Origin of the sequence: Nocardioides flavescens, from assembly GCF_009823805.1 — a bacterium.
Classification (GTDB): domain Bacteria; phylum Actinomycetota; class Actinomycetes; order Propionibacteriales; family Nocardioidaceae; genus Nocardioides; species Nocardioides flavescens.
In genome coordinates, this window is the sequence record NZ_WUEK01000002.1 from 208,717 (window position 1) to 223,380 (window position 14,664).

Annotated in this window: 16 protein-coding genes; 7 read left to right on the top strand and 9 right to left on the bottom strand. The window is 73.8% G+C overall.

Features of this window, described 5'->3' with window-relative positions; all coding sequences use genetic code 11:
- From GRQ65_RS03695 to GRQ65_RS03710, 4 genes are all read right to left on the bottom strand, one after another.
- Entirely contained in the window at positions 1-726 is a 726-nt protein-coding gene (locus GRQ65_RS03695; protein WP_160875296.1) for an enoyl-CoA hydratase/isomerase family protein, read from the bottom strand.
- Positions 726-2,261: an aldehyde dehydrogenase gene (locus tag GRQ65_RS03700; protein WP_337191460.1), complete on the bottom strand. Its 1,536-nt coding sequence runs from the start codon at positions 2,259-2,261 to the stop codon at positions 726-728. The genes GRQ65_RS03695 and GRQ65_RS03700 overlap by 1 nt, the downstream gene beginning before the upstream one ends.
- A gap of 64 nt (positions 2,262-2,325) precedes the next feature.
- A complete protein-coding gene (locus GRQ65_RS03705; protein WP_160875298.1) occupies positions 2,326-3,324 on the bottom strand; it encodes a Gfo/Idh/MocA family protein in 999 nt (332 codons plus the stop codon).
- A gap of 115 nt (positions 3,325-3,439) precedes the next feature.
- A complete protein-coding gene (locus GRQ65_RS03710; protein WP_160875300.1) occupies positions 3,440-3,646 on the bottom strand; it encodes a hypothetical protein in 207 nt (68 codons plus the stop codon).
- Positions 3,647-3,780: 134 nt separating this feature from the next.
- Between GRQ65_RS03710 and GRQ65_RS03715 the strand changes: the two genes are divergently transcribed.
- From GRQ65_RS03715 to GRQ65_RS03725, 3 genes are read left to right on the top strand one after another with little or no spacing between them, the layout of a single operon-like run.
- On the top strand, positions 3,781-4,356 hold the full coding sequence (locus GRQ65_RS03715; protein ID WP_160875302.1) for a hypothetical protein: 576 nt from the start codon (positions 3,781-3,783) through the stop codon (positions 4,354-4,356).
- A gap of 30 nt (positions 4,357-4,386) precedes the next feature.
- Positions 4,387-4,947, top strand: a complete 561-nt coding sequence (locus GRQ65_RS03720) for a hypothetical protein (RefSeq protein WP_160875303.1) — start codon at positions 4,387-4,389, stop codon at positions 4,945-4,947.
- 43 nt (positions 4,948-4,990) lie between these two features.
- The gene (locus tag GRQ65_RS03725; RefSeq protein ID WP_337191461.1) at positions 4,991-6,262 is read left to right on the top strand and encodes an MFS transporter; all 1,272 of its coding nucleotides are present in this window, start codon (positions 4,991-4,993) and stop codon (positions 6,260-6,262) included.
- Here the strand turns inward: GRQ65_RS03725 and GRQ65_RS03730 are convergent.
- The gene (locus GRQ65_RS03730; RefSeq protein WP_160875305.1) at positions 6,216-7,292 is read right to left on the bottom strand and encodes an AbrB family transcriptional regulator; all 1,077 of its coding nucleotides are present in this window, start codon (positions 7,290-7,292) and stop codon (positions 6,216-6,218) included. The genes GRQ65_RS03725 and GRQ65_RS03730 overlap by 47 nt on opposite strands.
- A gap of 22 nt (positions 7,293-7,314) precedes the next feature.
- Between GRQ65_RS03730 and GRQ65_RS03735 the strand changes: the two genes are divergently transcribed.
- Entirely contained in the window at positions 7,315-7,626 is a 312-nt protein-coding gene (locus tag GRQ65_RS03735; protein WP_337191462.1) for a hypothetical protein, read from the top strand.
- On the opposite strand, the gene GRQ65_RS03740 is transcribed toward GRQ65_RS03735, so the two are convergent.
- The 3 genes from GRQ65_RS03740 to GRQ65_RS03750 form a co-directional block, all read right to left on the bottom strand.
- On the bottom strand, positions 7,623-10,544 hold the full coding sequence (locus GRQ65_RS03740; RefSeq protein WP_160875307.1) for a hybrid sensor histidine kinase/response regulator: 2,922 nt from the start codon (positions 10,542-10,544) through the stop codon (positions 7,623-7,625). The genes GRQ65_RS03735 and GRQ65_RS03740 overlap by 4 nt on opposite strands.
- Before the next feature lie 79 nt (positions 10,545-10,623).
- Positions 10,624-11,295: an ion channel gene (locus tag GRQ65_RS03745; RefSeq protein WP_337191463.1), complete on the bottom strand. Its 672-nt coding sequence runs from the start codon at positions 11,293-11,295 to the stop codon at positions 10,624-10,626.
- Positions 11,296-11,323: 28 nt separating this feature from the next.
- Positions 11,324-11,926 carry a DUF1707 domain-containing protein gene (locus GRQ65_RS03750; protein ID WP_202387303.1) on the bottom strand — a complete coding sequence of 201 codons (603 nt, stop codon included), beginning with the start codon at positions 11,924-11,926 and terminating at the stop codon, positions 11,324-11,326.
- A gap of 71 nt (positions 11,927-11,997) precedes the next feature.
- On the opposite strand from GRQ65_RS03750, the gene GRQ65_RS03755 reads away from it, so the two are divergent.
- The 3 genes from GRQ65_RS03755 (at position 11,998) to GRQ65_RS03765 (ending at position 14,064) form a co-directional block, all read left to right on the top strand.
- Positions 11,998-12,993 (top strand): NAD(P)/FAD-dependent oxidoreductase, encoded by a 996-nt coding sequence (locus GRQ65_RS03755; protein WP_337191464.1) that lies wholly within the window; start codon positions 11,998-12,000, stop codon positions 12,991-12,993.
- 130 nt (positions 12,994-13,123) lie between these two features.
- A complete protein-coding gene (locus tag GRQ65_RS03760) occupies positions 13,124-13,627 on the top strand; it encodes a pyridoxamine 5'-phosphate oxidase family protein (RefSeq protein WP_337191465.1) in 504 nt (167 codons plus the stop codon).
- A gap of 2 nt (positions 13,628-13,629) precedes the next feature.
- Positions 13,630-14,064, top strand: coding sequence for a hypothetical protein (locus tag GRQ65_RS03765; protein ID WP_160875309.1), 435 nt, complete (start codon positions 13,630-13,632; stop codon positions 14,062-14,064).
- A gap of 9 nt (positions 14,065-14,073) precedes the next feature.
- Here GRQ65_RS03765 and GRQ65_RS03770 read toward each other — a convergent pair whose 3' ends face one another.
- Complete coding sequence (locus tag GRQ65_RS03770) at positions 14,074-14,661, bottom strand: TetR family transcriptional regulator (RefSeq protein ID WP_160875311.1); 588 nt, start codon at positions 14,659-14,661, stop codon at positions 14,074-14,076.
- Between the last annotated feature and the right edge of the window lie 3 nt (positions 14,662-14,664).

The following is a 14,664-nucleotide window of genomic DNA, read 5'->3' on the forward strand; positions in this document are numbered from 1 at the left end:
TCAGGCCTCGCCCCGGCGCAGCGAGCCCACGACGAGGCGGTCGAGGCTCACCTCGAGCGCGGTCTCGTCGCCGAGGTCGCCGAAGCCCCGGAGCATGTCCTTGATGTCGCCGTGCACCCGTGGGCTGCCGGCCCGCAGGGCGGCGACGGCCGCGTCGACCCGGGCGCCGAGCTCCGCCTCGTCGTCGACGACGGCGTTGAGCATCCCGAGCTCGTGCGCACGCGACGCGGTCAGCGCCTCCCCGGTCGCGGTGAGCCAGAAGGCCTCGCGGCGACCGACGACCCGCGGGAGCCAGGCCAGCACGAGGGCCGGCGCGAGGCCGATGCCGACCTCCGGGAAGCGGAACGACGCCGCGCGCACCGCGACGGAGACGTCGAACGCCGCGACCAGGCCGACTCCGAAGCCGGCCGCGTCGCCCTGCACCTCGGCCACCGTCACGAGCCGCGAGCGCGGGATCGCCCGGGTCAGGCGCACCAGCGCCTGCGCCTCGGCCCGGACCTCGCCCGGGGCTAAAGCGGTCCCCCCGCGGTCGCGGCCGAGGCAGAACGTCGGGCCGGCGGCGCGCAGCCGCAGCACGTGGGCGCCCTCGGGCGGGTCCTCCAGCAGCGCGGCGAGCCGGTGGCACATCTCGATGCTGAAGAGGTTGTCAGGTCCCCGGTCGAGCGTGACCAGGACGACGCCGTCGTCCGCCGTGTCGATGCTCAGGCCGTCGGTGGCGTCACCCATCAGTTCAGCCTCTCCGTCGCGATGCCGCCGTACCAGTCGACGTCGTCGGGTGCGGTGCGCACGGTCACCGCCCGCACCTGGGTGAAGTCGTGGAACGACTCCCAGCCGCCCTCGCGTCCGGTGCCGCTCTCCTTCATCCCGCCCCACGGCGAGGACGGGTCGAGGCGGTGGTGGTCGTTGACCCAGACCATGCCCGCCTGCAGGTGTGAGGCCACGCGGTGGGCGCGGGCGACGTCGCGGGTCCACACGGCCGAGCCCAGGGCGTAGGCCGAGTCGTTGGCGATGGCGACCGCCTCGTCCTCGTCGTCGAAGGGGATCACGACCACGACCGGACCGAAGATCTCCTCGCGGGCGACGGACATGTCGTTGGTGACGTCGGCGAGCACGGTCGGCTGGACGAAGAACCCGCCGGGCAGCCCCGGCACCTCGGCAGCGGCGCCCCCGGTCACGACGCGGGCACCTGCGGCGACCCCGTCAGCGACGCGCCCGAGGATGCGCTCGCGGGCGGCGGCGGAGATGACGGGGCCGAGCTGGGTGGCGGGGTCGCTCGGGTCGCCGATCCTGATGCCGCGGGCCACCTCCGCCAGGGTCTCGACGAACCCGTCGTGGATGCCGCGCTGGACGATGAGGCGGCTGCCGGCGATGCAGGTCTGGCCGGCGCCGACGAACCCGCCGAACGCCGCGCCCCGTGCAGCGGTCGCGACCGGGGTGTCGTCGAAGACGAGCACGGGTGACTTGCCGCCCAGCTCGAGCGTCGTCTTGGCGAAGCGCGTCGCTGCGGCGACCGCGATCGACCGTCCGGGCTCGGTGCCGCCGGTGAAGACGACCTTCTTGACGAGCCGGTGCTGGGTCAGGGCTGCGCCGATCGTCGGGCCGGGACCGTTGACGACGTTGAGGACGCCGTCGGGGATGCCGGCCTCGTGGGCGATGTCGGCGAGCAGGAACGCCGTGAGCGGCGTCTGCTCGGAGGGCTTGAGGACGACCGAGTTGCCGGTCGCCAGGGCGGGGGCGAGCGACTTCGACGCGATCATCATCGGGTGGTTGAACGACGCCAGGATCGCGACCACGCCGAGGGGCAGCCGCGAGGTGTAGGAGTGGTAGGGGCCCGGCATGGGCACCACGGCGTCGCGGTCGGCGAGCAGCAGCGAGGCGTTGTAGCGGTACCACTCGGGCAGGCGGGTGATCTGGGCCCGGGTCTCGGTGATCGGCCGGCCGTTGTTGGCGGTCTCGAGCCGGTAGAGGTCGTCCATGCGCTCGGCGATGCCGTCGGCGAAGCGGTGCAGCACCCGCGAGCGCTCGTGGGCGGGGAGCGCGCTCCAGGTGCCGGCGTCGAAGGTCTCCTGGGCGGTGCGCACGGCGAGCTCGAGGTCGTCGGTGTCCGCGGTGTCGGCGACCGCCAGCACCTCACCGGTGGCGGGGTCGACCACGTCGAGCTGCTCGCCGTGGCCCGGCACCTGCCGACCTCCGATGCGCAGGGCCGCCGACAGCGGACCCGTCGGGAGCTGCACTCCCCGGAACTCGTCGGTGGCGGTCACGTGTGCAGTCCTGTATACGACATGTCTTGAATGTATACAGCACCTTCTGACGAGGTCAACAGGCTCACGCCTGGCGGACCGCCTCGAGCCGACCGGTGCGCGCCGAACGGGTGATGGCCTCGAAGGTGTCGACGTTGGCCAGCATCTCGGCGTACGACACGGGGTAGGCCTCGCCGCCGGCGGCGGCCCGCGCGAAGGACTCGACGTTCTCGCGCACGCTCGGGTGCGGCGGCGCGAACGTCGTCGACGGCTGGTCGCCGCGCAGCACGGTGGTGACGTCCCAGCCGGTGGGAGACTCGGGGTGGCTGCGGTCGCGGATCTCCGACCAGCCCTGCGAGCCGAGCACGGTGAAGCGACCCACGAACGGTGTCGTCAGGATCGCGGTGATGACGGCGGTCCGGCCGCCCTCGAAGCCGATCGTGACGGTGAGCGTGTCGCCGTTCTCGAACGACGTCGCAAGGGTCCCGAGCCGCGCCCAGACCTCGACCGGGCGCCCCAGCACCGCGATCGCCAGGTCGACCAGGTGGATGCCGGTCGCCGACAGCGGACCGACCGGCGCGAGCTCGGCCGAGAGGCGCCAGTTGTCCGGCGGCAGGGACAGGAACTTGTCCTGGCTGAAGTTGCCCTCGACGACCAGGGGAGTGCCGAGCTCGCCCGCGGCGCACCTCTCGCGCAGCCGCACGACCGCGGGCTCGAAGCGGCGCTCGTGCCCGATGCCCAGCTGGACCCTGGCTGCCTCGACGGCGGCGATCGCCCGCCGCGCCTCCTCGCCGGAGGTGGCGAGCGGCTTCTCGCAGAACACGTGCCGGCCTGTCGCTGCCGCCGCCTCGATCTGCTCGGCGTGGAACCGGTGGGGCGAGCACAGCACGACCGCCTCCACGGTGTCGTCGGCGAGGGCGTCGTCCAGCGTCGGGGCGGTGCGCAGCCCCCGCGCCCCGACCCGCTCCCGGGCGCCGGGGTCGACATCGACACCGAGGACGACCTCGACCTCCGCGCTCCCCTCGAGGTCGGCGACGATCTTCTGGCCCCACCAGCCGAGGCCCACGACAGCTGCTCTGATCACCCTGGGAGTGAAGCGAGACTGCGGTGCCGACCGCTTCGTCCCGAGCGTCCGCCCCGGCGCCCCCCGATGACGTCGAGCGTCAGTCAGCCCCGGGCCGCACGCCCGGGCGCGGTGCTCACGCGATCCTCAGGACCACGCTGGCGGCCAGCCCGGCGAGGGCGAGCGCCTTCAGCCAGGTCGATCCTCGGGTGCGGCGGAGCGGCTGAGGCCGCACCCGTGTCGCCCGCTCGCGTCGAGCCCGGTCACGCATCTCCAGGGTGATCGAGAAGAGGAACGCCGTCACGCTCGTGAGGGAGGCCAACGGGGCCAGGACGTCGACCATGCCTCAGCGCCGCCAGGATCGGATCAGCGGGGTCGTCGGCTCGGCTGCGCCCGGACCGCCCACGTCGCCCCCGTCCTCAGCCTGGCTCTCCGCCCGGGGTGGTACCCGCCGGCCCGGCCGGGTATCGAGGTGCCGTGGACCTCCCGTGGCTGCCGCTCCTCTTCGCTGCGTGGTCCCTCGTCGTGTCGGCGAAGTGGTCGGGCTCCACGGGTCACCAGCGGCTCCGCGAGGTGCCGGAGGACAGGGCTGCGCTGCTGCAGGACTCCTGGTCGTCGCGCTGGCTGCCTCTCGGACTGGGTGGTCTGGGTGTGCTCTGGGTGGGCCGTGGCCTGTTCGACCTGGTCGCCGACGGGCCCAGCACGGGCGTCGCAACGCGTCTGGGCTGCGGGGCGCTGCTCCTCATCGCTCTCGCGGTGCACCTTCGCGTCCGGCCCGGGGTGCTCGCCGTTCTCGACGAGCGGGACCTGCCTCCCGTCGAGGTCGAGGTCAGCCGGCGCCGGACCCGTAGGGTGCGCCAGTTCGGCGCGACGGCACTGGCGGCGTACGTCCTCATGACGGTGCTGTTGCTGGGCTCGGGCGACGCGGTGAAACCGGTCGTCGGCGCGCTCGCGGTGGTGTGTGGCGTGGTCATGCTCGGGGCGCTCATCGGGCTGGCGTGGCTGGGTGTCTGGCGCTTCGGCGACGAGGAGACCGTCGTCCGGCGCCGCTGATCCGGCCGGGGGGACTGGCACACTCCGGTCATGAGCACTGTCGCGGCACCGCGTCAACGCACGCGTGACCCGCTCGTGCTGGCCTGCGTCGGCGTCACTCTGCTGGTGGCGGCGTTCCTGGCGGCGGTGGCCGTCGCGGCGGCCGGGGCGGGTGGCTACGACTGGCCCGACGACGTGGTGGTGACCACCGACGGGCAGCCGCACCGGGTCGAGACCTCGCAGTCTCGGTCCACCCTGGTGTGGGCGTCGAGCCCGGACGTCGTGGACGGGTGCGAGGTCGCCGACGCAGCGAGCGGTGAGCCGGTTGCGCTGTCGCCGTACGACGGTGGCTGGACCCGCTCGGAGAAGGACCTCGACTGGACTGCCGTCGCGGCGTTCGACGCGCCGTCCGACGCCGTGGTCGTGACCTGCGCCGGCTCGGGGGAGACCTTCGTCGCGGTGCAGGCTCGGCCCCGGGTGCCGGCGGCGCTCGCCGGCCTGTCCGCCTGGGTGGTCGTGCCGCTGCTGCTCGGACTCGCCGGCGTGGGCGCCCTCCTGGGAGCGGTGGGGCTGCTGCGCCGGCCGCGGGTGACCCTGCCCACGCGACGCTGAGGCCGCACGGCGGCCGGGGGCGACGACCGCCTACGGTGCTGGGGTGGGGCGTGCTCTGGCGGTGTGGGGGGTCGCGCTCTCGGCGTACCTGCTGGCGATCTTCCACCGCACGTCGCTCGCCGTGGCGGGGCTCGCGGCCACCGACCGGTTCGGCATCACCGCGGCGCAGCTGGCGGTGTTCACGATGCTGCAGCTGCTGGTCTACGCCGCGATGCAGATCCCGGTCGGGCTGCTGATCGACCGGTTCGGACCCCGCAGCCTGATCCTCACCGGCACCGTGGTCATGACCCTGGCGCAGGCGGCGTTCGCGGTGGTCGACAGCTACCCGGCGGCCCTGGTGGCCCGGACGTTCGTGGGCATCGGCGACGCGATGACCTGGGTCTGCGTGCTGCGGCTGGTGAGCCGGTGGTTCCCGCCGCGGCGGGTGCCGATCGTGACGCAGCTGTCGGGCACCCTCGGGCAGCTCGGCGCGATCGCCGCCGCCGTGCCGATGGGGCTCGCGCTGTCGCGGCTCGGGTGGACCGAGGCCTACCTGCTCGCCGCGGGCCTGGGGCTGCTCGTGACCGTGGCCCTCGTGCTGGTGCTCGGCGACGCGCCCGACGCGCGCAACCTGCGCGGTCACCCGATGAGCCTCGGCCTCGTGCGCGGCAGCCTCACCGCGTCGTGGGGCCACCCGGGCACCCGGCTGGGGTTCTGGATGCACTTCGTGACCCAGTTCAGCGCCACGACGCTGTCGCTGCTGTGGGGCTACCCGTTCTTCGTGCGCGGCGAGGGCCGCTCGGAGGAGGTCGCGGGGCTGCTCCTCACCTCGATCGTCGTGGCGTTCATGTGGTCGGGTCCGCTGCTCGGCTTCCTCGTCAGCCGCCACCCCTGGCACCGCTCGAGCATCGTGCTCAGCATCGTGTGGGCGATCGTCACGGTCTGGACGGCGGTGCTGCTGTGGCCCGGTGACGCGCCGCTGTGGCTGCTGCTGCTCCTGACCCAGGTGGTCGGCATCGGCGGCCCGGCCTCGATGATCGGCTTCGACCTCGCCCGCACCTCCAACCCCGCCGACCGGCTCGCCAGCGCCACCGGGATCATCAACCAGGCCGGCTTCGCCGCGAGCCTCGTGGTCGTCATCGCCGTGGGCCTCGTGCTCGACTGGCGCACTCCGGGCGACAGCACGGCCTACACGCCCGAGGCGTTCCGCTGGGCGCTCGCCGCGCAGTACCCCCTCTGGGCGCTCGGGCTGCTGCAGGTGTGGCGCTACCGCCGCCGCACGCGCGCCGTCATCGACCGGGCCGGTCTGACAGCCAGCGCGCGAGCAGAGGGGTGAGGGCGAGGATCACGAGCAGCCGGCAGAGCTGGACCGCGAGCACGTAGGTGACGTCGGAGCCCGAGTCGGCGGCCGTCGACAGCACGGCGAACAGCCCGCCCGGCGTCGTCGCGAGGTACGCCGTGAGCCCGTCCACCGGTGTCAGCCACGCGAGCACGGCCCCCGTGGCGGCGGTGGCCAGGATGATCGCGACGATGAGCGCGAGCACGACCGGCAGCATCCGCGTGATCGAGGCGAGGCTCGCCCGGGTGAACCGCAGCCCGACCTGCACCCCGATGAGCGCGAAGGCCAGCCACTGCAGCGGCGTCGGCACCGACACGTCGCCGAGCCAGCCGCCGAGCGCGAGGACGACCGCCACCGCGAGCGGGGCGAGGAGCGTGGCGGTGGAGAAGCGCACGAGGCGCGCGATCACGAGGCCGACGGCCAGAGAGACCGCGACGAAGACGAGGTCGCGCGGCAGCCCGGCGTCGGAGGCCGCCAACCGGCCGACCGCCTGGTCGGGCCGGAACACCACCGCGGTCACCAGCGGCATGGTCAGCAGCACGACCAGCACACGGAGGTACTGCACCACCGTCACCACGCGCTCGTCGGCCCCGAGGTCGTGGGCCATCGCCACGACTCCCGAGGCCCCGCCGGCGATGAGCGAGAACACGCCGGTGACGAGGCTGACGTCGCGGCGCCGGGCCAGCAGCCAGCCCGCGCCGATCGAGATCGCGAGGGTCGCGACCAGGACGGCCAGCACCGGCACGGCATCGCCGGCGATGCGGCGCAGGGCCGACAGGGTCACCGAGGCGCCGATGACGACGCCGATCAGCCCCTGCGCCACGCGGTAGGACCACGACGGCACGGCGAGCACGGTCGGCGAGGTCAGCGCGTGCGCCATCCCACCGAGCAGCGAGGCGAACAGCACGGCGGACGGCAGCCCGAGCAGCGTGAAGACGACGCTCAGCGCGACCGTCACGCCGACGACGAGAGCCGCAGCCGCCGCCGGTGAGCGCTGCGGTCGCGCCTCACCCCCTGCCGTGCTCACCCGTCGAGCCTAGGCTCGCGTCGTGAGCGACGAGCGTGGGCCCGAGCTGACGGACGACGGTCACCACGTCGTCATCGACGGCCGGAAGTGGCGCGCGACCGACCCGCTCATCCCCGACGAGCGCCGCAGCGAGCTCCAGCGGGTGCTGATGGCCTGGCGTCGCGACGTACGACGCACCCGCGGCACAGACGAGGAGTCCACCTCGCGCGCCGGGGTGCAGGCGGCCAAGGTCGCGCTCGGTGAGCGCGGCACGCCGTGGTGGGAGCAGAGCGAGGACGAGCGGCGCGCCCGGTGGGAGACCGACGTGCCCGAGCCCGGGTCCGCCCAGAACTAGGAGACCGGCGCGGGGTAGGCCGCGCGCAGGTAGGCGCGCAGTCCCTCGGCGTCGGCCTCGGCGAGGCCGAGCAGCTGCTCGAGCAGGGCCCGGGCCGCGCCGGTGTCCTCGTGGCGGGCGGCCTGCTCGAGGGCGCGGGCGGTCTCGCCGGAGCGGGCGGCACCCAGGTTGAGCGAGGCGCCGGCGAACCGGTGGGCGACCGCGCGCAGCTCGACGTGGTCGTCGGCGTCCGTGGCCGCGCTCAGCAGGGCGAGGTCGCGTTCGAGGTTGCCGAGGTAGTTCTCGACCGCGCGGGCGACGTACGACGGGCGGCCGGGCTGGTCGAGCTCGCGGAGCTCGTCGAGGCGGCTGACGTCGATCGGGCCCGTGGCGGGCCCCGCGGCCGGCTGGGCGACGGCGGCGGGCGGCACGGCGGCGGGCGGCACGGCGGCGGGCGGCACGGCGTCGGGCGCGGGAGCGGCATCGGGCCGCAGCCACCGCTCGAGCGTCTCGGCGAGCCGGGCGGCGTCGATGGGCTTGGTGAGGAAGTCGTCCATCCCGGCCGCGAGGCAGCGCTCGCGCTCGCCCTCGACGGCGGCCGCGGTCATGGCGATGATCGGCCGGCGGGTGCCCGCCTCGCCGGCACGGATCCGCTCGGTGGCGGTGTAGCCGTCCATGTGGGGCATCTGCACGTCCATCAGGATCGCGTCGAACCCACCCGCACGGGCCGCCTCGATCGCGGCCAGTCCGTCGTCGGCGGTGTCGGCGGTGTAGCCGAGGGCGGCGAGCAGCCCGGTCGCCACCATCTGGTTGACCGGGTTGTCCTCGACCACCAGGATCCAGCCCTTGCTCGGGGTGTGCGGCCCCGGCGCGGCGAGCGCGCCGGGCCGGGAGGTGTCGAGCGGCGGCGCCTCGGGAATCAGCCGGCGCAGCGCCTCCAGCAGCGCGCTGGAGTGGACGGGCCGGTCGAGGACCTCGCCGACGTCCTGCAGCCCGGCCGTCGCTGCACGCGGGCTGCCCTCGGGGGTCAGGAGCAGCACCCCCACCCCGGCGTACGACGGCACGGCGCGCAGGCGCGCCACGACCCGCGCCACGTCGTGGGCGGGGTCGGTGAGGTCGAGGAGCATGACGTCGGGCGCGGGCCGAGCGTGTCCCAGGTGCTCGTCGAGGGCGGCCACGGAGCTCAGCCGCTCGACCTCGACGCCCCACCACGCCAGGTGGTCGTCGAGCACCTGGCGCTCCGTGCCGGTGTCGTCGAGGAGCAGGGCGCGGCGCCCCTGCAGGGCCAGCTGCGGGCCGCTGGGGGCCGCGGAGCCGAAGGTCACCGGTGTCTCGTCTCCGGCGCCCTCGTGGAGGGTGACGGTGAAGGAGAAGACGCTGCCGCCCTCGGGGTTGGGCGAGTAGACCAGCGCGCCACCCATCGCCTCCACGATCTCGCGCGAGATGGCGAGGCCGAGGCCGGTGCCGCCGTAGACCCGGGTGGTCGAGGAGTCGGCCTGCGTGAACGGGTCGAACAGCCCCCGCAGCTTCTCCGGCGAGACCCCGACCCCGGTGTCGGTGACCTCGACGTGCATCCGCACGACGCCCGCGGCGTCGTCGACCGTGGAGGGCTGGTCGTCGAGGCGGGCGCAGACTCGCACCCCGCCCCGCTCGGTGAACTTCACCGCGTTGGAGACGAGGTTGGTGACCACCTGGGCGAGCCGGGTCGGGTCACCCGAGAGCACGGGCGGCACGGGGTCGTCGCACTCGACGACGAGGTCGATGCCCTTGGCGCGAGCCGCACCGCCGAGCAGACCGGCGACGTGGTGCAGCAGCGGACGCACCTCGAAGTCGCGGCGCTCCAGCTCGAGCCGGCCGGCCTCGATCTTGGAGAAGTCGAGGATGTCGTTGATGAGGTCGAGCAGGGTGCGGCTGGCGACCTGGGTGCCCGAGACCAGGCGCTGCTGCTCGGGGGAGAGGGCGGTGCGCATCAGCAGGTCGTTGAGCCCGATCACGCCGTTGAGCGGGGTCCGGATCTCGTGGCTCATCGTCGCCAGGAAGTCCGACTTCTGGCGCGAGGCCTCCATCGCGGAGTCGCGCGCGGCGGCGAGCGCGGCCTGGTGCAGCTCGCGCTCGACGACGCGGGAGAGCTGCTCGGCGGCGAGGGTCACCATGTTCTCGACCATCTGGTGGCGGTAGAGCGGAGGCGCCGAGGTGATGGCGATGACTGCGTAGACGGTGTCGTCGAGCGAGATCGGGAAGGCCACGGTGAGCCGACGCTCGTCCCAGACCAGGTGCCGGTCGTCGTAGCAGCGCTGCGCGAGCTCGAGCTCGGAGGCGGCGAACGGGTCGTCGGCGTCGGCCGCGCGGTCGGCCTCGCTGGTGAAGAAGGCGCTCATCCGGCCCTCGTCGTCGGGCACGAACGCCCGGGCGCGCTCCCAGTCGTCGTGGAGCAGCACGAGGTGGCGGCAGCGGTCCAGCACCTCGTCGAGGGCGTGGGCCTCGTTGGCGGCGCTGGCGACGGCCTGCATGACGGTGTTCTGGGCGATCTGGTCCTCGAGGGCCTCCTCGCTCGCCCGCAGCGAGTCGATCATCCGGCGCCGCTCGGTGAAGTCGCTGTAGCGGTGCAGGAGGGCCACGGTGCGGCCCTCGTCGTCGCGCATCGCGGACTCCCGGCACAGCACCCACACGATGCTGCCGTCGCGGCGCACCCACTGCACCTCGACCTCGTGGTCGTGGATGCGTCCGCCGCGCACGTCGTCGAGGTGCGCCGCGAACTGGGTGCGTCCCTGCTCGTCGAGGGTGTCGAAGACGGTCAGGTCGGGGAGGTCGGACTCGGGGATCCCGTGGATGCGCGCGATCTCGGGGTTGGCGTACACCGTGCGCCCGTCGAGATCGACCACCCAGATCCCGTCCGGAGAGGTCTCGACGATGTCCCGGTACAGGTCGGCCAGATCCATGTCCTCACCTCCCGCCCGAAGTTAGCGCGCCGGTGCCGTCTGACGTGGGCTTTCACAGAATTGTCACCCGTCCGCGTGCTCACGCGCGCGGGGTGCTCCGGGCGACGGTCAGGCCGACGAGGCGGGCGATGACGAGCGCGACGTAGAGCACGCCGGCGATCTGCTCGACCATCACGAACGAGCGGGCGTGCGAGTCGAGCGGCAGGATGTCCGAGAGCCCGACGCTGGTGAGGTTGGTGAAGGAGAGGAACAGCAGCTCGAACCACGCCCGGGGCGGACCGCTCTCGACGAAGGAGCCGGGCCAGAGCACCTGCACCGCCGCGAAGACGTAGGCGAACGCCCAGGCCACCACCGTGAAAGCCGCCCCGGTCGCGAAGAGCTCGTCGCGGGTGACCCGGTCGTCGTGGAACAGGTAGCGGATCATCGCGTAGGAGACGTAGAAGTAGAACGGCGCGTGCACGCAGGCCGAGGCGAGCGTGATCCACTCCGTCGTCGGCTCGACCGACTCCAGGACGGCGAAGACCGTGGCCGGCAGCCCCAGCAGCAGCGCGACCCAGCTGAGCGCGGGCGTGAGCCGGACCGCCGCCACCGCGGCCAGGACGACCACCATCTGCACGACCCCGAGCACCGCGCGACCGGCGGTGGAGTTCTCGAGGAACGGGTAGGCCAGCACCACCAGCAGCTGACCGACGAGCAGCACGCCCGAGGGGTGGTGGCGGACCGCCCGCAGGATCCCCGGGGCCTCTCTCACCCGATCACTGACCCGGTCACTCACCCGGTCACTCACCCGGCTGCTCCCGCTCCCGGGCCCTCGCGATCGCCTTCGCCTGCTTGCGCTCCAGGCGGCGGACCTCCTCGGCGACCACCTGCTCGCGGCTCAGGCTGACGCGGACGAGGTTGAGCAGCAGCGCCCCCGTCGGGAAGAGGGGCCAGGGGAAGCCGCCGAACATGAAGAAGGACCAGATGGCCCAGCAGATGACCGTCGTGGTCGCGAACGCGCTGATGGCCTCCCAGCGGTCGCTGCGCCACTTCTCCTCGGCGCGTCGCTGCAGCTGCGCCGGCGTGGCGAGCTCGAGGGCGGAGGTCGCGGTGCCCGGTCGGGCGGGGGAGGTGGGGGGTACGGCGGCGACGAGGTCGGCCACGAGCGGCGGCAGCTCGCCCAGCGTGCGCGCCCCGAGCACCGCAGCCGAGCGCTCGTCGTACTCCCCCCGGTCGAGGCGGCCGTCGGCGTAGGCGTCGTTGACGACCTGCTGGATGCGGTCGCGGTCGGCGTCGGAGGCGCGCAGCCCCGCCAGCTCCGGCACCCGCGGGTCGTGCGGGAACGACGCCCACAGCTCGGCCGCTCCCGGGGTCGGACCTGGAGGCGGTCCCGGCTGGCTCACAGCGCTGATCCTAGGAGGGAGGCGCTCCGCGAGCCTGGACGCAGGCCAGGGCGGCGAGGAGGATCGGCGCCGTGAGCACCTCGACGACCCGGCCTCCCGAGCTCGTGGACACCGACGTCCTCATCATCGGGGCGGGCCCGACCGGTCTCTACGCCGCCTACTACGCGGGGTTCCGCGGTCACCGGGTCGCCGTGGTCGACTCGCTTCCGGAGCTCGGCGGGCAGGTGACCGCGATGTACCCGGAGAAGCAGATCTTCGACGTGGCCGGCTTCCCCGCGGTCAAGGGTCGTGTCCTCGTCGAGGGGCTGGTCGAGCAGGCCGCGACCGCCCGGCCCACCTACCTGCTGGGGCGCACCGCCACCGACCTGGTCAGCCACGACGACGGGGTCGAGGTGAGCCTCGACGACGGCACGCTCGTGCGCGCCGGTGCCGTGATCGTCACCGCGGGCATCGGGAAGTTCAGCCCGCGGCCGCTCCCGGCCGGCGAGGGCTGGCTGGGCCGCGGCATGGAGTTCTTCGTCCCCAGCTTCGAGCCGTACGCAGGCAAGGACGTCGTGATCGTCGGCGGCGGCGACAGCGCCTTCGACTGGGCGCTCCACCTGACCGGGATCGCCCGCTCGATCGCGCTGGTCCACCGCCGCGACGCGTTCCGCGCCCACGAGCGCACCGTGCAGCAGGTCCGCGACTCCGACGTCGAGCTGATCACCCGCGCCGAGGTCACCCGCATGTCCGGCAACGGCGTCCTGCAGGAGGTCGAGCTCGACGTCGACGGCGAGCGGGTCGTGCGGCCCGCGCAGGCCCTGGTCGCGGCGCTCGGCTTCGTCGCCGACCTGGGCCCGATCCAGCAGTGGGGCATCGAGGTGCAGCGACGCCACGTCGTCGTCGACTCCTCGATGCGCACCAGCCTGCCCCGGGTCTTCGCCGCCGGCGACGTGACGGAGTACCCCGGCAAGGTCCGGCTCATCGCCGTCGGCTTCGGCGAGGCCGCCACGGCGGTCAACAACGCCACCGTCGCCATCGACCCGGCGGCCAAGGTGTTCCCTGGCCACTCGAGCGAGGACGGGTAGCCGCCGGTGGTCGAGGAAGTCGCGCTGGCGACTGTCTCGAAACCACGCCCGCCGTCGGGAGTGGTTTCGAGACGGCCGTGGCCGGCCTCCTCCACCACCGGTGACGGTGCTGGCGCGGTAGTTTCGCGCCGTGGCCAACCAGCGTGGACAGGTCGTGATGGGCGACGACGAGGTCGAGGTGTTCCTGCGCGAGCAGCGCTCGGCCAGCGTGGCGACGTACGGGCCGCGAGGTCAGATCCACCTCGTGGCGATGTGGTACTCCACCCTCGACGGCGGGGTCTGGATCGAGACCAAGGCGAAGTCGCAGAAGGTCGTCAACCTGCGCCGCGACCCCCGGATGAGCCTGCTCGTCGAGGCCGGGCACACCTACGACCGGCTGCGCGGGGTCGCCCTCGAGGGCACCGGGGTCGTCGTGGAGGACCCCGAGGTCGTCTGGCGGGTCTGCGTCGACCTGTTCGAGCGCTACCAAGGTCCCTACGACGAGTCGCTGCGACCGCTCGTCGAGGCGATGGCCGCCAACCGCGTCGCGGTGCGCCTCGATGTAGAGCGCACGAGGTCGTGGGACCACCGCCGGCTCGGACTGCCGGCGATGGAGCTCGGGGGCAGCACCGCGGCGTCGGTCCACCAGGACTGAGCGTGGCCCGGCCGCACCACCCGGACGCCTGCGAGGCGCTCGCGACCGTGCTCGACGAGCTCAGTCACCTGCCCCCGCGGCAGCTGCTCGCCGCGCTCGGCAGCCGGGTGGCGGGCGTCCCGGCGCACGGCCCGCTGGTGCTCCCGGCGCTGGTCGCCGGTGGTCGCGACCGGCTGCGCGGCGGCGGGTTCCTGCCGGAGCTGCGCGACCACACGGCCGGGCAGGCGCGCCACTTCGCGGGCATCGCGCGCTCGGTCACGGTGCTCGGGGCCGGCGCCACCCGTTGGGCCTCGGTGCACGTGCGCCGCGATGCCGCAGACACGCCCGACGGGCGGCTCACCGACCTCGCCGTGCTGTTCGCCTCCCGGCTGCTCGACGGCACGCTCGCGCCGGACGACGCCGGCGACTGGGTGCGCCGCCACGTCTGCGGGCGCTGACGCAGCAGGTCAGGCCGGTCCGGGGAGCAGCAGCCGCACGGCCTTCTCGAGGCGCGCGTCGGCCTCGGCGGCTCCGGTGCGTCCGGTGACCCAGCCCATCAGGGCCGCGAGCCACACGTCGGCCACCACGCGGGCGGTCGTGGTCTGGTCGGGGGAGGGCGCGGCGTCGTGGGCGGCGTGGGTGAGCATCGAGGTCAGCAGCCGCTCCACGGTCGCGATGTCGTCGGCGACCGAGGCGTCGGCCGAGACGAAGGCGCGGGTGAGCGCCTCGGTCAGGTGCGGGTCGTCCTGGAGGTCCCTCGACAGCGTCCGCAGCAGGTGCAGCACCCGGTCCGCGGGGGTCCCACCCGGCACCGGGGCGGCGCGGACGCGGGCCTCGGCGCGCTCGAACTCGCGCTGCATGGCTGCCACGAGCAGGTGCACCTTGGACGGGAAGTAGCGGTAGAGCGTGCCGAGGGCGACCTCGGACCGCTCGGCGACCGCGCGCATCTGCACGGCGTCGTACCCGCCGTCGGTCGCCAGGGAGATCGCGGTGTCGAGGATGCGTCGGCGCCGGTCGAGCCGCTGGTCGAGCTGTGTCGACGTGCTCTCGCCCATGTG